The organism is Rathayibacter sp. PhB127 (assembly GCF_003751665.1).
GTDB classification, from domain to species: Bacteria; Actinomycetota; Actinomycetes; order Actinomycetales; family Microbacteriaceae; genus Rathayibacter; species Rathayibacter festucae.
On sequence record NZ_RKHW01000005.1, the window covers coordinates 338511 to 360351 of the forward strand.

Consider the following 21841-nt stretch of genomic DNA (forward strand, 5'->3'; position numbering starts at 1 on the left):
TGACCCTCGAGGAAGGATCCACCGTGGAACTCCGCTCCGGCGACTACACCCTGCGCGCCCGCGCGGGCGGCCTCGAGGTGCTCTCGGGCGAGCGCGTCCTCTACGCCAACGACCGCCCGCTGCGCGTCACCGTCAAGACCGTCACCGCGATCAGCGAGTACTCCGGCGCGCCCTACGACGACGTCTCGATCGCAGGCGGAGCGCTCACCGCCACCGGCACGATCACCGTGCGCTCGGGCTCGTCCTTCGCCGTCACCGACGTCTGGCGCGTCGCGGGCGCGGGCTTCTCCGTGCACCGCGAGGTCGAGGTGCTCGCGGCCGGCGGCGACCTCGGCTTCTCGACGGCGATCTCGCTCGGGCTGACCGGATCCGACGACCTCCGCGACTACGAGTGCTTCGCGCCCGGCGCCTGGTACCGCGACAACGCCTTCGGCCCGGCCGACGCGATGGGCCGCGACCCCGGCAGCGAGTACTTCTGGCGCACCGAGACGCACTACGCGCTGCCGCTGTTCGCCGCGCAGAGCCTCGCCACCGGTGAGACCGTGGCGCTCTCGCGCTGGGCGGCCGACGTGACCCTGCCGCGCCTGGACGTGGTGCGCTCGGAGAACTTCACCGACCCGGAGTGCACCGTCGGCTCGATCGGCCTGAGCCGCCCGCAGGGCACCACGCTGAACTACCTCTACTACGGCTTCGGCGTGCGGACGCCGCTCGACGAGAAGCCGGCCGGCCTGTCGATCGACTACGTCTACCCCGGCGCCGACGGCGAGCGCCCGGTCGACAACCCCTACTCCGGGCTCGACTACGACGCGGCACCGAAGTCCCTGCAGCGGGTCAACCACCCGGTCGAGGTCGGCTTCCGCCAGCGCTACGCCGTGGCCGTCGATCTCGGCCGCCACGACGACTTCGCGACGATGATGCGCGCCACCTGGCGCAGCGCCTACGCGCGCCTGCGCGACGACCTGTTCGAGGTCGACAACGAGCGGCACTTCCACCACGGCATGGCGATCCTGCAGCGCCTCACCCGCCGCTACGGCGACTCCTGGGGCCTGCCGTTCGCCTGCCAGCTGCCGGACCTCGACGTCTCGAGCGTCTCGTTCCAGTTCGGCTTCGTCGGGCAGCAGCCCGGCATCGGCTACCAGCTGCTGCGCTACGGCGACCGCGAGGGCGTGCCCGAGGCGTTCGAGCAGGGGATCGGCATCGTCGACTTCTGGGCGCGGACGGCCCTGCCCGAGTCCGGCCCGCCGCGGATGTGCTTCAACCCCGCCCTCGGCGGCTTCGAGCCGTACCCGCACTACCTGCGGATGCTCGCCGACGGTGTCGAGGCGATCCTCGACGCCTACCTGCACCTGCGCGGCCTCGGCGACGAGCGGCCGCTCTGGCTCGAGTTCTGCCGGCGGACGGCCGACTGGCTGCTCGAGGTGCAGGACGCCGACGGCAGCTTCCACCGCGCCTACAACGCCGACGGCTCGGTGCGGATGGACTCGCGCTCGAACACCCCGAGCGTCATCCGCTTCCTCGTGCAGCTGCACCTGGTGACGGGGGAGGCGCGCTACCGCGAGTCCGCCGTGCGGGCCGGCGAGTGGTCGTTCGCGAACATCCACCGCACCCTGGAGTACCGCGGCGGCACCTGCGACAACGCCGACATCCAGGACAAGGAGGCCGGCATCTACGGCCTGTTCGGCTTCCTCGCCCTCTACGACCTGACCGAGGAGCACCGCTGGCTGGAGGGCGCCGTCCGCGCCGCCGACTACACCGAGACCTGGACCTACGCCTGGTCGTTCCCGGTGGTCGCGCCCTGGCCGCAGCATCCGTTCAACCGGTACTCGATCAGCGGCCAGAGCATCATCACCCTCGGCGGCGGCGCCGACGTGTACCTGGCGGCCTGCTCGTACAGCTACTACCGGCTGTTCCTGATCACCGGCGACGACCACTACCGCGACGTCGCCGAGTTCCTGCACCGCAACACCCGGCAGTCGACCGACGTCGACGGCAGCATCGGCTACGCGATGCCCGGCCTCGGCCACGAGAGCGGCGACTTCGCGAGCCAGACGCTGCGCAGCCACCACCACTGGCTGCCCTGGTGCACCTTCGTCGAGGTCGACCCGTCCTCCCGCCTGCGCGACACCTTCGGCGTCTACGAGATCGCCGACGCCCAGCGCCTCCCGCCGGCCGAGCTGGCGGCGCGCAACCGCATCTACGACCGCTACGGGCGGCCGGACGCCTGACGGCGGGCGGCGGCCGGCAGGCACGTCCGGCTCGCGGAATCCGCCAGTTCTCACGAGCCGGGGCGCTTTTCACGTGCCGAAGGTCTCCCGCCTCATCTCCGGCTCGCGAAGTCACCTCCGGCTCGTGGAATCCGCGTGTTCTGGCGAGCCGAGGCGCGTTCCGCGTGCCGAGCTTCACAGCGCCTCACCTCCGGCTCGCGTTTTCACCTCGGCCTCATGGAACCACTATCTACCGCCAACGAGGTCGATCTTCCTGAGCTTCGTCGCGACCGCCTGCGAAGTATTCGCTTTCCTCAGCCGCGCCCCTTTCCGACACAACCGAGTGTCGTGCTCTGTGATCTTGCGACACGCTTATATCGAGAGCTCTATGCAACATTCGATGTACATGAAAGTATTCAGACTTCTCGAGACGAGAAGGCGAAGAGGCTAGATTCGGATCCGCGTCGAAGAAAGTAGGTGCGGCTGTTCCCGCCGACGCGCAACCTATGACGCCGATGTTGTAGAAGAGACCTGTGAGACCCGAGTAGCGATCAAACCAGGACAAATTCGAATGCCCTGCCTCCCATATTGGCTCAGCCAATGGTGTGAGCCAGGCTGTTCCTCGGAAGTTTACGGAACTCATGAGCAAAGCGCACTCCTCAAGGCGCTCTTGAAATTCCTTCTTTGACATTCGCGCCGGAGCGCCTCGGAATTTGGTTAGCAGGTCGTCGATACCGGGATAAGTTGGCTTCCACTCATCTCTAAGGGCAAGCAGGCGATTGGCTGAATAAGTGACTTCCGCCGTCTTTATATCATCCCACGTCAATTTCGTTTTACCCGCCCCGCTAAGAAGGCATTGATTTGCGAAGGCAATAGCATCGCGGGGACGTAGTAATGTTCGGTCCATAATATACTCGAGAGGATTGCCGCGGGTGTTATTGGCGTGAGGAAGCAACTCCCGAAAAGTCGTTGCGTCGAGGCTGGACTTGGCCTGCGAAACCCGCACGCGTTCGTCAAGGATATTCTCGAGGACCGGTTTGGTCCATCGCATCTCAAGGACCAGTGCGCGGAATTTTTCCTCCTGGCCTCCGCTCGAGCCAAAATCCAGCTCCTGAAAGATGTTAGTCCGTAAGGCGACGACTATCTTCAGATTTTTAACTCGCTGCAAATCAAGAACTGTTCGAAATAGGCATCGAATCAAGGAGTTGGAGAGCCGTTCGTCGACCCAATCGCGGTCGAGGTCGTCAATGATAATGTAAGTGAAGTTGACTTCATCAAGAATCTCATCGTTGAGAACTGTGAGCATTTGATTAATCTTTGCCAACTGAGTTTCGTTAACTATCCGTTGGTAACGACTCGCGAGTTCGGTCCGTTGCTCAGAAGACTGTTCCTGACTAGCGCTAATCGCGCCGCTAGCACTTGCCGCCCCCACGGAGCCGCTACCTTTAAATTCAGCACCTACCTTTTCGGTGAAGCGGTCCGTTATTTCTCGCACTCGCTCGTCGGCATCGACCCAAAACCGCCCCTGAAACTCGTCGAGATACTCAAGAGCGGCCTGCTTCCCGGGCTGTCGTTGCAGTTTGTCCCGAAGTGCGCCAAGGAAGCGTTGCTTTGACTCGAGAGAGTTCACTCCATAGCGATGTCTGATTATTTCGACAAGGAGCAAATGCTTCCACAAAGCGATCCAGAACAAGTCGAGCTTCACGTCGAGCGAATCCATAAAACGAATAAGTTGCATATCCGTGATATAGGGAAGGCTGAGATCTTCGGGTGAAATTCTAATTACATGGTCGGGCTCCGTCTCTTCCAGATGCTGAAGCGCCGCAGATTTTCCCGATCCTGTCCTTCCGACTAAAAAGCAGCGACGATCGGCTCGATCTTCGACCACTTCGTACAAGTTTGAGTTGACGAATGCGTCGATGGCAAGAGGGTCGGCCTCTGCTTGTTCACCGCCGAGGGTGAAACCGGGTTTGATGCGCGATCGTGATGCCACAGAGGTCCTCTCGTAGGACTCCATTGTTGGACATCCCACCCTGGATAGCAACAGTGGCGGTCAGGAATTGCGAGAGTGCTGGTTGAGAAAATGAACGTGGACGGGTTGGTGTCGAGGCGCCACGTGGCATACTCGTCGGTAAGGTTCTCTACGTCGGCGTCGCGATGGCGGAGGCGCAGGGTAGCTGCTGCTCGCACATGAGCGCAGTTAGACGTCAGCATCAGCAAGCGTCAAGGCTTCGGTACGTCTTCAACGGTATCTACGACCGTTTCCGGGACTGCGCTGGGTCCTAATCGAATTCGGCGAGAACCAAGCCGACCTCTATGACGCGTCTGGTTCGTTCTCCTAGGCGCATCGCCGCCTCGACGCTGTTCTGCCATCGCTGTTAATCGATGACTGGCCAATGTGAGCCGCGATGAAGAACACTGAACGCATACGGCACGGACGCGAGTAGGCGAGGTCTCCGCGGTCGCCCGCTAGCCCCAGCCCCGGCCGCGGCAGGTCTGCGTGACGATGCTCATCGGCGCTTGCGACGTGACGGCGGCGCTGGGCGGCGTGGCGCCTGCGGTAGCGGCTCTCATGCGCGCCTCGATGACATGCGGGGGACTCCCATGGTTTCCATCTCGGGCCCGCGTATCGGTCCGGCTCGTTTGATCCACCCGTTTCCGCGTGCCCAGGCGCGTTCCGCGAGCCGGAGGTCACCCCCGCCGCCTCAGTCGCGCCACTCCACGTCCACGCACACCGGTTCCGCGCCGATCGGCAGCCCGCCCGACACCTCGCGCCCGTCGACCCGCAGCACCGCGTCGCGGAGCGTCCGCAGCCGCGTCCCGCCCGCCGGCGCCAGCCACTCCGCACCCGGCACCCGCCGCACCCACAGCGACGCCCGTCCCGGCGACCACTCCAGCCGGTCCACGACCAGCCCGCCGCGCGCCCGCAGCCCCGTCACCGCACCGCGCGCCCACACCGACGGCAGCGCCGGGAGCACCGTCAGCGTCTCGTCGTCCGACCCGAGCAGCATCGCCGCGACCAGTCCCGGCAGCCCGCCGCTCGCGTCGAGGTTGAAGATCCGGCCCGCGTCGTGCCGGGTCGTGAGCGTCGGCGACCAGTGCTCGACCGCCAGCCACTCCGCGCAGGTCAGCGCGGACTCCGCATCGCCCAGCGCCGCGGCCGCCGTGCCGACCTGTACCAGCCCGAACGCCATCTCCATCCGCCCCGGGGGAGCGGTCGGCGCCTCGGCCCGCCACGCGATCTTCGCGGCCACCGTCGCCGCCGCGGCCGCCCGCAAACGCACGGTCGCCGGACCGTCCCCCTCGAACGCCGCGTCGCCCCCGTACCAGAGCGGGTACAGCTGCGAGGCGTGCCGGTGCGCGATCTCCTCCGGGAACCGCGGGTCGATCCACTCCGCGAGCGTGCCGTCCTCCGCCACGCGGTACTCCGGCAGCTCGGCGACCACGCGGGCCCAGCGCTCGTCGAGCGAGTCGTCGCCGCGGGCCCGCCCGAGCAGCGCGGTCGCCCGGGCGGCGTCCCGCAGCACCGCGACGTCGATCGTCGCGTCGACCGCCAGCGGCGAGCGCGCCCCGCCCGGCGTGTTCTCGGGGGAGTAGGAGGGCACGATCCGGCGCACCCCGTCGATCACGGTCGTGCCGGTCTCGGCGAAGCGCAACACGCCCTCGGCCAGCTCCCACAGCCGGTCGTCGACGATGCCGCGGTCGCCCGTCGCGGCGACGGCGTCGGCGGCGAGGCGCAGCACCCAGCCGCCGCAGCCGGTCCAGAACAGGTGCGGGTAGCTCGCCGCGAAGTGGTCCGCGCGGCCGTGCGTCGACATCCGCGACGGCAGCAGCATCCCCTCCGCTCCGTAGACGAGGCGCGCGTTCTCGCGGTAGTCGTCGAGGTGCGGCAGCACCAGCTCCAGGATCGACAGCGCCAGCTCGGGCGTGCCGGTCGGGATCATCCCCGCCATCGCTCCGTTCTGCACGTTGCCGTTGAGCGTGTAGTCGGCGGACCAGGCCGGCCGCCACGTCCCCTGCCAGACGCCCTGCAGCGTCGGCGGCAGCTCACCGGTCGAGGCGACGATGTTCGCCCGGCCGCTGAGGTACGCGAGCTCGACGACGCGGCGGCGCGCACCCTCGTCGCCGGCGCGCGCCTCGTCCCAGAGGTCCTCGGTGAGCACGGCGGAGGAGGCGCCGGCCAGATCGAGCGCGGAGGCGCCGACGAGGCGGCCGTGGCCGTCGCGCTGCGCCGCGCGCAGGTCAGTCCACGACAGGTCGTCCGCCACCGGCTCGTCGTCCGAGAGCGAGAGGTCGAGGCGGAGGAGCCGCGCCGCGCCGGCCGCGACCGGCGCGACGGATCGGGTCACGCCTCCGTCGACCTGCCACGGCGCCCCGGTGGCGGCGGTGACGACCGCGCGGACGCGCTCGCCCCCGGTCTCCGCGCTGCCGGTGCCGGCCAGAGCGACGAGCCGCCCGACCGCCCCGCCCTCGACGCTCGCCTCGACGACCGCCGACGCGTCCGGGACCCCGGTGTCGAACGAGGTCGCGTCGCCCGCGCCCAGCCCGAGCTCCACGACGGTCTCGCCGTCGCGGTCGGACTCCACGCACAGCCGGACGCTCTCGCCGCCGTGCGGCGCGAGCAGCCGCACCGCGTGCCGCCCACCGTCGAGGTCGGTCCACTCGACCGCGACCTCGCCCAGCCGCGGGTCGATCAGGCGGCGGCTCGAGGCGACTCCGCCGGTCGTGCGGATCGAGACGGTCGCGCAGATCCCGAGCGGATCGGTCCAGATCAGGCCGCCGTCGTAGCCGCTGGAGCGCGCGCCGCGGAGCAGCGCCTCGCTCGCCGCATCGGCGTCGCCGGCGAGCAGGGTGCTGCGCAGCTCGTCCCGCACCCCGGCGAGATCGGGTGCGGCGGGCCGCGCGTTGACGGGCAGGAAGTACCGCTCGTGCGCCAGGGACACGGTGAGCGCGTCGGCCGGCCCGTGGACGACGGCGCCGATGCGGCCGCTGCCGACGATCAGCCCCTTCTCCCAGGTCGGAGCGGCGGTGGCGGTGACGAGGAGGTCGGTGCGCGACGATGCGCTGTCGATCGAGGAGATGATCGGTTCCTTTCGGGCTCGTGGGAGCGCCTGATATGTTGCCTGGAACTTCAAATTACCTCTCCCGGTGCGACGGCGCACGGGAGTCGAGAGTAAGGACCCCGCGATGACGCGACCGATCACCCTCTTCACCGGCCAGTGGGCAGACCTCCCGTTCGAGGAGGTGGCCCGTCTCGCCGGCGAGTGGGGCTACGACGGCCTCGAGATCGCCTGCTGGGGCGACCACATCGACGTCGCCCGCTGGGACGACGCGGACTACGTGCAGAGCCGCAAGGACATCCTCGAGAAGAACGGCCTCCAGGTCTTCGCCATCTCGAACCACCTCACCGGCCAGGCCGTCTGCGACGACCCGATCGACGCGCGCCACCGCGACATCCTCAGCGACCGCGTCTGGGGCGACGGCGACCCCGAGGGCGTCCGCCAGCGGGCCGCGCAGGACCTCAAGGACACCGCCCGCTTCGCCGCCGCGCTCGGCGTGAAGCAGGTCAACGGCTTCTCCGGCTCGTCGATCTGGAAGGGCGTGGCGATGTTCCCGCCCGCGTCCGACGAGTGGATCGCCGCCGGCTACCAGGACTTCGCCGACCGCTTCAACCCGATCCTCGACGTCTTCGAGGAGGTCGGCGTCCGCTACGGCCTCGAGGTGCACCCGAGCGAGATCGCCTACGACTACTGGACCGCGAAGCGCACCCTCGAGGCGATCGGCCACCGGAAGTCCTTCGGCTTCAACTTCGACCCGTCGCACTTCGTCTGGCAGCAGCTCGACAGCGTCGCGTTCATCCTCGACTTCGCCGAGCACATCCTGCACGTGCACGTGAAGGAGTCGATCGCCAACCTCGACGGTCGCAACGGCGTCCTCGGCTCGCACCTGCCCTGGGCCAACCCGCGCCGCGGCTGGACCTTCGTCTCGACCGGCCACGGCGCCGTCCCGTGGGAGCCCGTCTTCCGCGCCCTCAACGCGATCGGCTACACCGGCCCGACCAGCGTCGAGTGGGAGGACGCCGGCATGGACCGCCTCGACGGCGCCCCCGAGGCCCTCGCCTTCGTCCGCAAGCTCAACGCGATCACGCCCCCGGCCGACGCCTTCGACGCGGCCTTCTCCACCTCCCGCTGAGCGGCGCGGCGCCGCCGACTGACCGGCCGCCGCGATCGAGCGGCTGACGCCGCGCCCCCCTTCCCCTGCTGATCGAGTAGCCCGCGAAGCGGGCGTATCGAGATCCACCGTCACCGAGACCTCGGTCTGCAGCCCCGCCGAGCTGACCACGTCGGGTCTCGATACGCCGCTCCGCGGCTACTCGACCAGCAAAGGGGGCCGCACAACATCAGCTGAGAGCAGGGCCCCTCGCCTGACAGAGGAGGCCACCCCTTCTCAGCTGATGTTGCGCAGCGCCGCAGGCCCTTCATGCTGATCGAGTAGCCCGCGCAGCGGGCGTCTCGAGATCCACCGCGCGGCGCCCCGCCGCGCCGTCAGCGCCGGTGCCGGCTCCGGAACTCGCTCGGCGTGACTCCCACCCGCGCGCGGAAGACGCGGGTGAAGTAGCCCGGGTCCTCGTAGCCGACGGCGCGAGCGACGGCCGACACCGGCAGGTCGCCCTCCGAGAGCAGGGCCTTCGCCTCGTCGACGCGGATCCGCAGGAACAGCTCGATCGGCGAGGCGCCGGTCCGCTCCTCCGTCCGGGCCCGCAGGGCGCGCAGCGACAGCCCGAGCTCCCTCGCCGCATCCTCGACGCCGGCGCCGGAGAGCGCGATCCGCTCGATCCGGCGGTCGAAGCGGCTCCGCTCCCGCGACTCCGACAGCCGCAGCAGGAGCAGCAGGGCCCGCGCGCTGCTCCGCGCGACGGAGGCGGCACCGGTGTCTTCGAGCGCGTCGAGGACCGCGGCGAACAGGTGCGAGGCGTCGCCCCCGCGCACGTGCAGCACTCCGGCGCCGCGCGGCAGCAGCCCCTCGGCCACGAGGTGCTCGAGTGCGGTGCCGGCGAGCAGCACCCAGTGCTCGGTCCAGCCGCTCGCCGCGGACCGGTAGGAGTGCTCGACCCCCGCCGGCACCCACAGCGCATCGCCCGCCTCGACCGCGCTCGTCTCGTCTCCCACCCGGAACTCGCCCCGGCCCTCCGCGATCAGGACCACCGCGCTCTCCGGCAGCACCCGCTGCCGCACGGGGGAGGAGACCCCCGCGCGCCGCCCGGCCCCGAAGACGTACAGACCGAGCCCCGTCGACGTGTCGGGGGTCCGGTAGCGAGCGCTCGGCGCGGGGTGCAAAAGTCCTCCTCCTGGTCGCGTCGGTCCCTGGTGACGGGGATCGGCGGGCGTCACGATGGTGACAGAAGTGCGGACGGTCCGCACGATCCGATCGCAGGGAGGCCGTCGATGCCGACGTCCAACGGCTATGCGCTGAGCACGGCGCCGGAGCGCTGGGGTCCGCTCGACGAGGTCCCGGAGGAGGAGCTCGCCGACCGCGACGCGCTCTGGCGGCGCCTCCGCCGCGACGGCTACCTGCTCGTCCGCGGGCTGCTCGACCGCGAGACCGTGCTCGACTTCCGCCGCTGGTACTGCGCAGCCCTCGCTCCGACCGGCCTCTTCGCGGACGAGGACGCCTGGGACTCCGGTCGCGACGACGGCGCGGACCTGGACCTCGCCCGCTTCCGCGACATCCTCTTCTCCTCCCTCGTCCCGAGCCGGGAGTACGCCGCGTTCTGCCGCCAGCCCGCGATCCTCGCAATGATGCGCACGCTGCTGGCCGACGAGATCCACCTGCACCGGAGGAAGATCCTCCGGCAGGTGCGCCCCGGCCAGAAGGGCATCGGCACGGCGACCCAGGCGCACTACGACCTCGTCTACCTGCGCGAGGGCACCCGCAACCTGCTGTCGCTCTGGATCCCGATCGGGGACACGCCGGTCGAGAACGGGCCGCTCGTCTACCTGGAGGGCTCGCACCTCCGCGTCGAGGAGCTCGAGCGCACCGGCCTCCTCGGCCGCCCCCGCTCGCTGACGGCCGACCTCCCGGCCCTCGCCGACGAGCACGACGCCCGCTGGCTCGCCGCCGACATGCGGGCCGGCGACGTCCTGATCCACTCGCCCTTCATCGTCCACGCCTCGCTCGACAACGTCGCGTCCGACCGCCGCCTCCGCCTCTCCACCGACATCCGCTATCAGCGCGCCGGCGACCCCATCGACTGGCGGTGGCAGAACGACTGGTTCGACGGCGACGGCCTCTGACCGCGCGCCTGCAATCCCGCCGTGCTGACCACGCGGGGTCTCGACACGCCGCTCCGCGGCTGCTCGACCAGCAGGGGGTGCGCACAACATCAGCTGAGAGCAGGGGGCATCGCCTGACAGCGGAGGCCACCCCTTCTCAGCTGATGTTGTGCAGCGCCCAAGCGCTCCCTCCGGACGGAGCAGCCCGCGCAGCGGGTCCTTCATGCTGATCGAGTAGCCGGCGCAGCCGGCGTATCGAGATCCACCGTCATCACGACACGAGGCCGGCAGACCCGCCCTCTCGACGACGTCGGGTCTCGATACGCCCCTGCAGGGCTACTCGACCAGCATGCGAGGGGGACCTCCGCCGACCAGGCGACCCCCCCCGCAGACACACGAGCGGCCGGCCCCCCGCGGGGAGCCGGCCGTCGGTCGTGCAGTGTCCCTACAGCCCCTGCGCGAGGCGGTAGTACGCCGCGTTCGAGCGGATGTCGGCCTCGAAGCCGCGGAGGGTGGTGGACTCGTCGATGACGAGGAGCTCGACGCCGGCGATGCGGGCGAAGTCCTCCCACGCCTCCAGGCCGATCTGCGTCGTCATGACGGTGTGGTGCGCGGCGCCGGCCGTGATCCAGGCCGCGGCGCTGGTGCCGAAGTCGGGGGCGGGCTGCCAGACGGCGCGGCCGACCGGGAGGTGCGGCAGCGTCTGCGGCGGCTCGACGGTGGTCACCTTGTTCGCGACCAGGCGGAAGCGCTCGCGCACGTCGCTCAGCGCGACGACGACCGCGTCGCCGGCATCCGCGGTGAAGACCAGGCGCACCGGGTCCTCGCGGCCGCCGATGCCCAGCGGGTGGATCTCGAGCGACGCGCGCTTCGACGACAGCGACGGCGACACCTCGAGCATGTGCGCGCCGAGGATGAGCTCCTCGCCGGGCGTCATGTCGTAGGTGTAGTCCTCCATCAGGCTGGTGCCGCCGGGCAGGCCGGCGCCCATCACCGCGGCGATGCGGATGAGGACGGCGGTCTTCCAGTCGCCCTCGCCGCCGAAGCCGTAGCCGTCGGCCATCAGGCGCTGCACGGCGAGACCCGGGAGCTGGCGCAGCCCGCCGAGGTCCTCGAAGCTGTCGGTGAACGCCTCGAAGCCGCCCTCCTCCAGGAACGAGCGCAGGCCGATCTCGACCGCCGCACCGTAGCGGAGCGACTCGTGGCGCTCGCCGCCGGGGAGCAGCTCGGGCACCACGTCGTAGCTCTCGACGTACTCCGCGACCAGCGCGTCGATGTCGGCGTCCGTCGCGGCGTCCACGCGCTCGACGAGCTCGTTCACGCCCCAGGTGTTGACGCTGACGCCGAGGCGGATCTCGGCCTCGGTCTTGTCGCCCTCGGTGACGGCGACGTTGCGCATGTTGTCGCCGAAGCGGGCGACCTTCATGCTCTGCGAGGCCGACCAGCCGGCCGCGGCGCGCGACCAGATGCCGATCGACTCGGTGACGCGGGCGTCGCTGGCGTGGCCGACGACCGTCTTCCGCGGCACGCTCATCCGGCTGAGGATGTAGCCGTGCTCGCGGTCGCCGTGGGCGGCTTGGTTGAGGTTCATGAAGTCGAAGTCGATGTCCTGCCACGGCAGGGCGACGTTCGCCTGGGTGTGGAAGTGCAGCAGCGGCTTGGCGAGCGCGTCGAAGCCGTGGATCCACATCTTCGAGGGGCTGAAGGTGTGCATCCAGGTGATGACGCCCACGACGGAGTCGTCGGAGTTCGCCTCGATCATCGTGCGGCGGATCGCGTCGGAGCTCTTCAGCACCGGCTTCCACTCGACGGTCACCGGGATGTCGCTGGACTCGTTCAGCTGCGCGACGACGGCCTGCGACTGCTCGGCGACCTGGCGGAGGGTGTCCTCGCCGTAGAGGTCCTGGCTGCCGGTGAGGAACCAGACGGTGCGGGTCGCGAGGTCGGGGATGATGCTCCCGGATCGAGGGGTGCTGGGCAGGGTCATGCGAGTGCTCCGGTGGGGTTCTGTCCGTAGACGTTCTGGTAGCGGTCGAACAGGGCGTCGATCGACTCCTGCGGGATGGGGACGAGCTCGCCGCCCTGGCGCGCGATGTGCACGGTTCGGGCGACGTCCTCGGTCATCACCGCGGCCTTGACGGCGTCCTTCGCGTCCTTGCCGATGGTGAAGACGCCGTGGTTCTGCATCAGGACGGCGCGCGAGCGGTGCCCGGTGAGCGTCGAGACGACGCCGCGGCCGATCGAGTCGTCTCCGATGATCGCGAACGGGCCGAGCGGGATCTCGCCGCCGAACTCGTCCGCCATCGCGGTGATGACGCAGGGGATCGCCTCGGCGCGGGCCGCCCAGGCGGTGGCGTAGGTGGAGTGCGTGTGCACCTGGCCGCCGACCTCGGGCATCTCGCGGTAGACGTAGGCGTGCGCGGCGGTGTCGCTGGACGGGCTGCGCTCGGAGCCGAGGCTGCCCGGGACGACGGTGCCGTCGAGGTCGCAGAGGATCATGTTCTCGGGCGCGAGGTCGTCGTAGGAGACGCCGCTCGGCTTGATCACGAAGAGGTCGGCGCCGGGCACGCGGCCGGAGATGTTGCCGCCGGTCCAGATGACGAGGCCGTAGCGGACGAGCTCGGCGTGCAGGCGGGCGACGTCCTCGCGGACGCGGGCGATCGCCGCCTCGACCTCGGGGCCGAACCCTGTGGTGGCAGCGGTCGTGCTGTCGGTCATGCGGTGTCTCCTTGCGTGGTGAGGGTGTCGACGGCCGTCTGCTCGACGGCGAGGCCGGCGCGGTAGCGCTCGAGGTAGGCGGTGAAGCCGGCGACGTCGGCGCTGTCGGGCGCCACCGTCTCGAAGCCGGCGTCGCCGAAGACCTGCTCGGTCAGGTAGGAGTCGAGGGTCGTCCCCTCCTGCAGGCGGAAGGCGGCGAGCACCGCCATGCCCCAGGGGCCGCCCTCGGAGGCGGTCGCGGCGACCGAGACGGGGGCGTCGAGCGCTCCGGCGAGGAAGCGCTGGGCGACTCCGGCCGTGCGGAACATGCCGCCGTGCGCGAACATCTCGTCGATCACGACGCCCTCGCCGGCCAGCACGCGCATGCCGAGCGCGAGCGTGCCGAACACGCCGTAGAGCTGCGCGCGCATGAAGTTGGCCAGCGTGAGGCGGGAGTCGGGGGTGCGCACGACGAGCGGGCGGCCCTCGACGAGTCCGGCGATGGGCTCGCCCGCGAGGTGGTTGTAGGCGAGGAGCCCGCCGGCGTCGGCCTCGCCGGCGAGCGCCTCCGCGAAGAGGGTGCCGTAGACGGCGTCGCTGTCGGAGGGGCCGCCCGAGGCTGCGGCGAACCGCGAGAACAGGCCGACCCAGGTGGCGAGCTCGCTCGCGCCGTTGTTGCAGTGCACCATCGCGACGAGGTCGCCGGCCGGAGTGGCGACCAGGTCGAGCTCGTGGTGCACGCTCTCGAGCGGGCGCTCCAGGACGACCATCGCGAAGATGCTCGTGCCGGCGCTGACGTTGCCGGTGCGCGGGGCGACGGAGTTGGTGGCGACCATGCCGGTGCCGGCGTCGCCCTCGGGCGGGCAGAACGGGACGCCGGCCTGGAGCGCGCCGGTCGGGTCGAGCAGCAGCGCGCCCTCGGCGGTGAGCTCGCCGGCCGCGGCGCCCGCGGGGAGGACGGCGGGCAGCAGCTCGCGCAGCGGCGGCAGGGTGCCGGCGACGCGGGCGTCGTAGCGCTCGAGGACGGTCTCGTCGTAGTCGCGGGTCGCCGGGTCGGTCGGGACCATGCCGGAGGCGTCGCCGACGCCGAGGACCTTCTCGCCGGTGAGACGCCAGTGCACGTAGCCGGCGAGGGTGGTGAGGAAGTCGATCCTCTCGACGTGCGGCTCGGAGTCGAGGACCGCCTGGTGCAGGTGCGCGAGCGACCAGCGCAGCGGGATGTTCGCGCCGAACAGCTCGGTCAGCTCGGCCGACGCCGGGCCGGTGCTGGTGTTGCGCCAGGTGCGGAACGGGACGAGCAGCTCGTCGTCCGCGTCGAAGGCGAGGTAGCCGTGCATCATCGCGGAGACGCCGAGCGCGCCGACCGTGGTGAGGCGGGCGCCGTGGCGCTTCTCGGCGTCGGCGACGAGGTCGGCGTAGGCGGCCTGGAGCCCCTCGTGCACGGCGTCGAGCGAGTACGTCCAGCGGCGGTCGACGAGCTGGTTCTCCCACTCGTGGCTGCCGACGGCGAGGACCACGGACGGGTCGGCCGCGTCCACGAGGCAGGCCTTGATGCGGGTGGAGCCGAGCTCGATCCCGAGGGCGGTCGCGCCGCTCGTGATCGCCTCGGCGGGGGGCCGTCGCTGGTCCATTGCACTCCTCGCTGAGGGCCATGTGACCGTTCACAAAGCCACGGGCCAGCGTAGGCGAAGTGTCTTGCGGACGGCAAGCTGTGCCGCCTTCTGAGCCGTTCCCCGCGCGGCTCAGCGCGGTCGGCCGGGCGCGTGGTGCGTCACGAGGAGCGGGTCGCGTCGCGCTGTCTCGAATCGCTGGCACGCGATTCTCGATCGCGCGCTCTGCCCTGCGTCGTGCTCATGCTGATCGAGTAGCGCCCGCAGGGCGCGTATCGAGCGGAGGGGGCGCCTTCGGCGCCATCGCAGGGCGGGGAAGAGACCGACGTGCTTGCGGTGGGCGGGCCTCGATACGCCCCTGGCGGGGCTACTCGACCAGCATGTCTGCGGGCGTCTCTTCCAAGTAGATCCACCGTCTTCATGCTGGTCGAGTAGCGCCCGCAGGGCGCGTATCGAGACCCGGCGTCGCCGGACCGCCGCCTCAGACCGCCCGCGTCGAGTCCCGCTCCACCAGCACCGGCGGCACCGGACGGTCGACGGCGGCCGGCTCGCCGCGCAGCTCCGCCAGCACCACGCCGATCGTGCGGCGTCCGACCTCGGCGAAGTCCTGCCGGATCGTGGTCAGCGGCGGCCGGTAGTGCGCGGCCTCGGGCACGTCGTCGAAGCCGACGACACTCAGGTCCTCGGGCACGCGCACGCCGCGGTCCGCGCAGGCGTGCAGCAGTCCGAGCGCCATCTGGTCGTTCCCGGCGACCACCGCGGTGAGGTCGGCGACCTCGTCGAGCAGCCGCAGCCCTGCCCGGTAGCCGGACTCCGCGGTCCAGTCGCCGCTGATCACGGCGGCCGGCGCCAGCCCCGCCTCCGCCATCCGCGCGGTGAACCCGTCGAGGCGGGCGTGCGCCTCCACCCAGTGCTGCGGGCCGGCGAGGTGCGCGATCCGGGTGTGGCCGAGCGCGAGGAGGTGCTCGGCGGCGAGCCGGGCGCCCGCGGCCTGGTCGACGAGGAGTCGCGGGTCGGCGCCCCGCCCCGCCGCGCCGAGGGTGACGAACGGCACTCCGATCGCGAGGCTCTCGATCGCCTCGAGCGCGCGCTCCTGCGGCGCGAGCACGACGATCGCCTCGACCGCCTCGCGCTGCAGATGCTCGAGCGCGGCGGCCAGCGACTCCGCGTCGGGCGCCGCGTTGACCACGGGCACCCGGTAGCCGGCGTCGCGCGCGGCCTGCTCGATCGCGGCCATCGCCGTGGCGGTGCCGTAGAAGCTGTGGCTCTCGGCGGCGAGGATGCCGATCAGCCCGGAGCGGCCCGCCGCCAGCGCCCGAGCCGCGGCGCTGCGCCGGAAGCCGAGGTCGTCGATGGCCGCGAGCACCTTGTCGCGGGTGCGCGGCCGGACCTGCGGACTGTCGTTGAGCACGCGCGAGACCGTCTGGTACGAGACTCCGGCGCTGACCGCGACGTCGCGGATCGTCGGCTGTCTCGGCATGGGGTCACCGTAGCGCCCGGCGCTCGCGGCCGCGTCGCCCTGCCCTGCTGGTCGAGCAGCCCCGGAGCGGCCTCCGCATGCTGGTCGAGCAGCCCCGCAGGCGCCTCTGCATGCTGGTCGAGTAGCCCCGCAGGGGCGTATCGAGACCCGCCGTCCTCAGCAGGGAGGATCTGCAGACTGATGTTCTGACGCTGGTGGATCTCGATACGCCCGCTGCGCGGGCTACTCGATCAGCATGGGGTTCCCCCACTTCCCCGAGGCGATTTCTCCCGTCCGCTCGCCAGAACATCAGCCGAGAGCGTCCGTCATCGCCCATCGGCGACGAGAACCACTCCTGGCTGATGTTCTGCGCGGCCTCCGTCCCGTCGCCCGCGTCCAGCCCCGCTCGCTACGGTGAAGCTGAGGATTCACTCACGCAGTCAGGAGCCGGACGTGGAGAACCAGCAGATCGCGGCGCTCGTCGCCCTCGTCGTCGCCATCGCGGTGGTCGGATCGGTCATCGCGACCGTCCTGCGGATGCGCGCGGGCGCACCGGGAGCGCGCCCGGCCTCACGGGACGGCGGCTCGACCGCCGCGACGGGCGACGGCAGCTCGAGCGGGTCGGACACCCGCGACGGCCGTGCCGACGACGGCGGCTCCCCGGACGGCGGTTCGTCGAACAGCGGAGGCTCCGGCGGCGACGGCGGCGACGGCGGCGGCGGTGGCGGCGGCTCGGACGGTGGAGGCGGCGGCGGCGACTGAGCCACGGCACCGCCCACGGATTCTCGAGGCCCGCCCCACTTCCGGCTCGCGCAATCAGCTCCGGCTCGCTGAATCCGCCGATCTCCGCGAGCCGAGGCCCGTTCCCCGTGCCGAAGGCGACGGGTCCGACTTGCGGCTCGCGCAATCAGCTCCGGCTCGCTGAGTCCGCCGATCTCCGCGAGCCGAGGCCCGTTCCCCGTGCCGAAGGCGACGGGTCCGACCTCCGGCTCGCGCAATCAGCTCCGGCTCGCCGAATCTCCTGGTTTCCGCGTGCCGACGGTCATCCCACGTGCCGGAGACGACACCGGTCACGCCGGGTCGCGAAACCGCCGCCGCCTCAGTGCTGGTGCAGGACCGCCCACGCGAGCAGCGAGTCGAGCCGGCGGATGTCCGCTCCGCGCCCGAGCTTCACCTTGATGTGTCCGGCCCGCGTCCACAGCTCGACCTCTGAGTTGAGGTCGAACGTGCCCGCGTTCTCGCTCGACCACATGTTGATCGAGCTGTACGGCAGCGAGTAGATCTCCACCTTCTTGCCGGTCAGTCCCTGGGCGTCGCGCACGATCAGCCGCTTCGTGGTGAAGGTGGCGGAGTCGCGGAGCGTGCGGAACGACGCGACCGCCTTCTCCCCCTCCACCAGGAGGGAGTCGACGTCGGCGGGGACCGGGATCTCCTGCGCGAGGGTCCAGGTGAGCAGCGGTGCAGTGTCCATCGCACCACCCTGGCCGAGGGGAGCCGCGCCCGCATCCGCCGCGCGCCGGAGCGCCCAGGCTCCGCTGATCCCCGCGGGAGATGCTGGGGCATGCCCCTCGCCGTCCCCGACGCCCTCGTCCCGCTCGCCCTGCGCCTGGCCCGCGCCAACCGCACGTTCGTCAGCGCGGACGGCGCTCGCCGCCGGATCCGCGAGAACGCCCTCCGTCCGGCCCGCTTCGGCCCGCCCCCGCGACTGCGCCCCGGAGTCCGCGTCGACGTCGAGCAGGTCGGCGGCTGGCCGGTCTACACGATCCGCCCGCAGCGGATCCGCGGCGGGGTCGTCTACGCGCACGGCGGCGGCTGGGTCAACGAGATCGCGCCGCAGCACTGGTGGCTGGCGGCGCGGATCGCGGACGAGGCCTCCGCCGCGGTCACCCTGCCGATCTACCCGCTCGTCCCGTTCGGCACGGCCCTCGAGGCGCGCGACGGCGTCCGCGCGCTCGTGCACCGGAGCCTCGACCGGTACGGCGCGACGGCGCTCGCCGGGGACTCCGCGGGCGGCCAGATCGCGCTGTCGACGGCCCTCGCCCTCCGCGACGAGGGCGTCGTCCTGCCGTCGACCACGCTGATCTCGCCCGCGCTCGATCTCTCCTGGAGCAATCCGCGCATCCCGGAGGTGCAGCCGAGCGATCCGTGGCTCGGCACGCCGGGCGGCCGCGTGCTCGCCGAGAAGTGGCGCGGCGAGCTCGATCTGCTCGACCCGATCGTCAGTCCGCTCTTCGGCGACCTCGCCGGCCTCGGACCGCTGAGCGTCTACACCGGCACCCGCGACGTCCTGAACCCCGATGCGCACGTCCTCGCCGAGAAGGCGGCGGCGGCCGGAGTGCCATTCGAGCTGCACGAGGCGGTCGGCCAGCTGCACGTGTACCCGCTGGTGCCGACCCGCGCGGGCCGCGAGGCGCAGCACGACCTGGTCGACGGCCTCCGGGCGGCGCTCTGACCCCGGGCGCGACCTCCGGCTCGCGGAGTCGCCTCCGGCTCGCGGGAACAGCGCGACTCCACGAGCCGGAGCTGTTTCTGCGTGCCGGAAGGCGTTGGTGCGACGTCGGGCTCGCGGAAGCACCTTCGGCTCGTCGAAACGACGCAGATCCACGTGCCGGAGCTCGTTCCGCGTGCCGGAGGTGGTGCCCGAGCCACCTCCGGCTCGCGGAATCGCCTCCGGCTCGCGGGAACAGCGCGATTCCGCGAGCCTGAGCTGCTTCTGCGTGCCGGAAGGCGTCGGTGCGACCTCGGGCTCGCGGAAGCACCTTCGGCTCGTGGAAACGGGCCGATTCTGCGTGCCGAGGCTCGTTCCGCGTGCCGGAGGATGCGGAGGCGACGTCGGGCTCGCGGAAACACCTTCGGCTCGTCGAAACGCCGCGAATGAGCGTGCCGGAGCTCGTTCCGCGAGCCGGAGTTCATCTCTGTCAGCCGGACGGCCCGATCGGCCCCCGGGACCCCGCACCCGACGGCGCTCAGGACCCCGCTCGCCGGCCGGTCACACCCCGCCGCCGTGCGCAACTAAGGCTGGAAGCCCCGAATCCGTCGAGAAACGGTCGGATCGGCCCTTCCAGCCTGAGTTGTGCACACGTTCCCGCCGAGACCTACGCGCCCCAGCTCGACTGCGTGCCGCCGACGCGCTCCTCCGCGATGGCCTGCGCGTGCCCGGACGCCGCATAGGCCGCCATCGGGTCGGCCGGCAGCCCGCGCTCCGAGCGCCAGGCCGCGAGGGCCGGGCGCACGTCGGAGTAGAAGGCGTCCATGAAGATCCCGTTCGCGCCGAGCACGTCGCCGGCGAGCTGCGCCTCCTCGAGGGTCGCGCGGTCGACGAGCAGCGCGCGCGCCGTCATCTCCTGCACGTTGAGCACCGAGCGGATCTGGCCGGGGATCTTGTCCTCGACGTTGTGGCACTGGTCGAGCATGAAGGCGACGGGCGAGTCCGGGCCGTAGCCGCCGCCGCGCACCACCTCGTAGAGGATGCGGAACAGCTGGAACGGGTCGGCCGCGCCGACGATCAGGTCGTCGTCGGCGTAGAAGCGCGAGTTGAAGTCGAACGAGCCGAGCTTCCCGAGGCGCAGCAGCTGGGCGACGATGAACTCGATGTTGGTGCCCGGCGCGTGGTGGCCGGTGTCGAGGCAGACCAGGGCGCGGTCGCCGAGCGCGGCGACGTGGGCGTAGGAGGTGCCCCAGTCCGGAACATCGGTGTGGTAGAACGCGGGCTCGAAGAACTTGTACTCGAGGACGAGGCGCTGCTCGGTCCCGAGGCGCTCGTAGATCGCGGCGAGGGAGTCGGCGAGGCGGTCCTGCCGGCCGCGGATGTCCTGCTGGCCCGGGTAGTTCGAGCCGTCGGCGAGCCAGATCTTGAGGTCGCGCGAGCCGGTCGCGTCCATGATGTCGATGCAGGCGAGGTGGTGGTCGATCGCCTTCTGGCGGATCACTGGGTCGGAGTGCGTGAGCGAGCCGAACTTGTAGTCGTCGTCCTGGAAGGTGTTGGAGTTGATCGTGCCCAGCGCGACGCCCTTCGACGCGGCGAACTCGCCCAGCGCCGCGTAGTCGTCGACCTTGTCCCACGGGATGTGCAGCGCGACGCTCGGCGCGAGGCCGGTCAGCTCGTTGACCTTGGCGGCGTCCGAGATCTTCTCCTCGATGGTCCGCGGGGTGCCCGGCGTGCTGAACACCTTGAAGCGGGTGCCGGAGTTGCCGAACGCCCACGAGGGCAGTTCGATCGCCTGCTGCTCGAGCTGGCGGAGGATGTCGGGGCTGAGGTCGGTCACGGCGGGGTCCTTCTGTGCGGGGCGATCCGGCCGTGCGGCGGGCGCCGACCGGGCGGCACCGTATGAATCGTTTCACAGCGCCGTGGGGCGAGCGTATCGCTCCGCTTCCCGGGCTGTCAAAGGCCTGCTGAGGGGGGGCCACCCCCGCGGTGCCGCCGGATGAGATGATTCCCGGATCGCGCGCAGCCCTGCGATCCGCGACGACCCGAGGAGACGATGTGCCGTCCATCAGCGTCCGCGAGGTCGCCGCTCGCGCCGGAGTCTCGGTCGGCACCGTCTCGAACGTGCTCAACCGCCCCGAGAAGGTGGGCGCCGAGTCCGTCCGCCGGGTGCAGTCCGCGATCGCCGAGCTCGGCTTCGTCCGCAACGACGCGGCCCGCCAGCTCCGCGCCGGCCGCAGCCGCAGCATCGGCCTCGTCGTGCTCGACGCCGGCAACCCGTTCTTCGCCGAGCTCGCCCGCGGAGCCCAGGCCCGCGCCGCCGAGGCCGGGCTCTCCGTCCTCCTCGCCAGCACCGACGCCGAGGCCGACCGCGAGGACTCCTACCTCGACCTGTTCGAGGAGCAGCGGGTGAGCGGGGTGCTGATCTCGCCGCAGGGGGAGGGGTCCGCGCGGCTCGACCGCCTCCGCGCCCACGGCATCCCCTGCGTGCTGGTCGACCGGGAGTCGGGGGACAGCGCGTTCTCCTCGGTCGCGGTCGACGACGTCGCCGGCGGGCGGCTCGCGGTCGAGCACCTGCTCGGGCTCGGCCGGCGCCGCATCGCGGTGGTCGGCGGGCCGGAGTCGATCCGCCAGGTCGCGGACCGGTTCGCCGGGGCGCGGGAGGCCGTGGCGGCGGTGCCGGGCGCGACGCTCGAGGTGCTGCCGACGCCGGGGCTCACCGTGCTGGACGGCCGGGCCGCGGGGCGGACGCTCGCCGAGCGCGCTCCCGCCGACCGCCCCGACGCCGTCTTCTGCGCGAACGACCTGCTCGCGGTCGGCGTGCTGCAGGGGCTGATGCTGCTGGGCGAGGTGCGGGTGCCGGAGGACGTGGCGCTGATCGGCTACGACGACATCGCCTTCGCGACCGCGACGATCGTGCCGCTGTCGAGCATCCGCCAGCCGAGCGCCCTGATCGGCGCGACCGCCGTCGAGCTGCTCCTCGAGTCCGAGCCCCGCCAGGTCGTCTTCCAGCCCGAGCTCGTCGTCCGCGCCTCGACCTCCGGCTGACGCGCGCGTCTGCCCCCTTCCGCGAGATGCCACTTGTGCGCACTTCTCACGGCGTGTCGCGCTCATAAGTGGCATCTCGCGGAGGCGGGCAGAACGGGGGACCTCCGCCCGGAGGCTGAGCGCGC

Annotated in this window: 15 protein-coding genes; 6 read left to right on the forward strand and 9 right to left on the reverse strand. The window is 71.1% G+C overall.

Going from position 1 to position 21841, the window contains the following annotated elements:
- Nucleotides 1-23: 23 nt before the first annotated feature.
- The gene (locus tag EDF22_RS19655; RefSeq protein ID WP_123706531.1) at nucleotides 24-2225 is read left to right on the forward strand and encodes a hypothetical protein; all 2202 of its coding nucleotides are present in this window, start codon (nucleotides 24-26) and stop codon (nucleotides 2223-2225) included.
- Between the two features lie 229 nt (nucleotides 2226-2454).
- On the opposite strand, the gene EDF22_RS20590 is transcribed toward EDF22_RS19655, so the two are convergent.
- Complete coding sequence (locus EDF22_RS20590) at nucleotides 2455-4197, reverse strand: P-loop ATPase, Sll1717 family (RefSeq protein WP_148059252.1); 1743 nt, start codon at nucleotides 4195-4197, stop codon at nucleotides 2455-2457.
- A 712-nt stretch (nucleotides 4198-4909) separates the two neighbouring features.
- Complete coding sequence (locus EDF22_RS19660) at nucleotides 4910-7366, reverse strand: glycosyl hydrolase family 95 catalytic domain-containing protein (RefSeq protein WP_185039153.1); 2457 nt, start codon at nucleotides 7364-7366, stop codon at nucleotides 4910-4912.
- Between the two features lie 25 nt (nucleotides 7367-7391).
- On the opposite strand from EDF22_RS19660, the gene EDF22_RS19665 reads away from it, so the two are divergent.
- A complete protein-coding gene (locus EDF22_RS19665) occupies nucleotides 7392-8396 on the forward strand; it encodes a sugar phosphate isomerase/epimerase (RefSeq protein WP_123706495.1) in 1005 nt (334 codons plus the stop codon).
- 353 nt (nucleotides 8397-8749) lie between these two features.
- Here the strand turns inward: EDF22_RS19665 and EDF22_RS21025 are convergent, their stop codons facing one another.
- The gene (locus EDF22_RS21025) at nucleotides 8750-9541 is read right to left on the reverse strand and encodes an AraC family transcriptional regulator (RefSeq protein ID WP_185039156.1); all 792 of its coding nucleotides are present in this window, start codon (nucleotides 9539-9541) and stop codon (nucleotides 8750-8752) included.
- Between the two features lie 108 nt (nucleotides 9542-9649).
- Between EDF22_RS21025 and EDF22_RS19675 the strand changes: the two genes are divergently transcribed.
- A complete protein-coding gene (locus EDF22_RS19675; protein WP_123706496.1) occupies nucleotides 9650-10498 on the forward strand; it encodes a phytanoyl-CoA dioxygenase family protein in 849 nt (282 codons plus the stop codon).
- A gap of 424 nt (nucleotides 10499-10922) precedes the next feature.
- Here EDF22_RS19675 and araA read toward each other — a convergent pair whose 3' ends face one another.
- The 4 genes from araA to EDF22_RS19695 all read right to left on the reverse strand — a co-directional run bounded on the left by araA (nucleotide 10923) and on the right by EDF22_RS19695 (nucleotide 16264).
- Nucleotides 10923-12464: an L-arabinose isomerase gene (araA, locus tag EDF22_RS19680; protein ID WP_123706497.1), complete on the reverse strand. Its 1542-nt coding sequence runs from the start codon at nucleotides 12462-12464 to the stop codon at nucleotides 10923-10925.
- Nucleotides 12461-13195: an L-ribulose-5-phosphate 4-epimerase gene (locus EDF22_RS19685; protein WP_123706498.1), complete on the reverse strand. Its 735-nt coding sequence runs from the start codon at nucleotides 13193-13195 to the stop codon at nucleotides 12461-12463. The genes araA and EDF22_RS19685 overlap by 4 nt, the downstream gene beginning before the upstream one ends.
- Nucleotides 13192-14805, reverse strand: a complete 1614-nt coding sequence (locus EDF22_RS19690) for a xylulokinase (protein ID WP_123706499.1) — start codon at nucleotides 14803-14805, stop codon at nucleotides 13192-13194. Before EDF22_RS19690 ends, EDF22_RS19685 begins: the two co-directional genes overlap by 4 nt.
- Before the next feature lie 460 nt (nucleotides 14806-15265).
- On the reverse strand, nucleotides 15266-16264 hold the full coding sequence (locus EDF22_RS19695; RefSeq protein WP_123706500.1) for a LacI family DNA-binding transcriptional regulator: 999 nt from the start codon (nucleotides 16262-16264) through the stop codon (nucleotides 15266-15268).
- Nucleotides 16265-16696: 432 nt separating this feature from the next.
- On the opposite strand from EDF22_RS19695, the gene EDF22_RS19700 reads away from it, so the two are divergent.
- Nucleotides 16697-17005, forward strand: coding sequence for a hypothetical protein (locus EDF22_RS19700; protein ID WP_123706501.1), 309 nt, complete (start codon nucleotides 16697-16699; stop codon nucleotides 17003-17005).
- A gap of 337 nt (nucleotides 17006-17342) precedes the next feature.
- Here EDF22_RS19700 and EDF22_RS19705 read toward each other — a convergent pair whose 3' ends face one another.
- Nucleotides 17343-17714, reverse strand: coding sequence for a PH domain-containing protein (locus EDF22_RS19705; RefSeq protein ID WP_123446854.1), 372 nt, complete (start codon nucleotides 17712-17714; stop codon nucleotides 17343-17345).
- 90 nt (nucleotides 17715-17804) lie between these two features.
- On the opposite strand from EDF22_RS19705, the gene EDF22_RS19710 reads away from it, so the two are divergent.
- Nucleotides 17805-18695 carry an alpha/beta hydrolase fold domain-containing protein gene (locus EDF22_RS19710; RefSeq protein WP_123446853.1) on the forward strand — a complete coding sequence of 297 codons (891 nt, stop codon included), beginning with the start codon at nucleotides 17805-17807 and terminating at the stop codon, nucleotides 18693-18695.
- A gap of 643 nt (nucleotides 18696-19338) precedes the next feature.
- On the opposite strand, the gene rhaI is transcribed toward EDF22_RS19710, so the two are convergent.
- Entirely contained in the window at nucleotides 19339-20508 is a 1170-nt protein-coding gene (gene rhaI, locus EDF22_RS19715; protein WP_185039159.1) for an L-rhamnose isomerase, read from the reverse strand.
- A 218-nt stretch (nucleotides 20509-20726) separates the two neighbouring features.
- On the opposite strand from rhaI, the gene EDF22_RS19720 reads away from it, so the two are divergent.
- Nucleotides 20727-21716 (forward strand): LacI family DNA-binding transcriptional regulator, encoded by a 990-nt coding sequence (locus tag EDF22_RS19720; RefSeq protein ID WP_243839992.1) that lies wholly within the window; start codon nucleotides 20727-20729, stop codon nucleotides 21714-21716.
- Nucleotides 21717-21841 lie beyond the last annotated feature (125 nt).

Bases quoted from the DNA above. Each gene is read 5' to 3' on its own strand.
- EDF22_RS19685 (WP_123706498.1), bottom strand. From the start codon at position 13,195: ATGACCGACAGCACGACCGCTGCCACCACAGGGTTCGGCCCCGAGGTC.
- EDF22_RS19705 (WP_123446854.1), bottom strand. From the start codon at position 17,714: ATGGACACTGCACCGCTGCTCACCTGGACCCTCGCGCAGGAGATCCCG.
- EDF22_RS19675 (WP_123706496.1), top strand. From the start codon at position 9,650: ATGCCGACGTCCAACGGCTATGCGCTGAGCACGGCGCCGGAGCGCTGG.
- EDF22_RS19695 (WP_123706500.1), bottom strand. From the start codon at position 16,264: ATGCCGAGACAGCCGACGATCCGCGACGTCGCGGTCAGCGCCGGAGTC.
- EDF22_RS19690 (WP_123706499.1), bottom strand. From the start codon at position 14,805: ATGGACCAGCGACGGCCCCCCGCCGAGGCGATCACGAGCGGCGCGACC.
- araA (WP_123706497.1), bottom strand. From the start codon at position 12,464: ATGACCCTGCCCAGCACCCCTCGATCCGGGAGCATCATCCCCGACCTC.
- EDF22_RS19710 (WP_123446853.1), top strand. From the start codon at position 17,805: ATGCCCCTCGCCGTCCCCGACGCCCTCGTCCCGCTCGCCCTGCGCCTG.
- EDF22_RS19665 (WP_123706495.1), top strand. From the start codon at position 7,392: ATGACGCGACCGATCACCCTCTTCACCGGCCAGTGGGCAGACCTCCCG.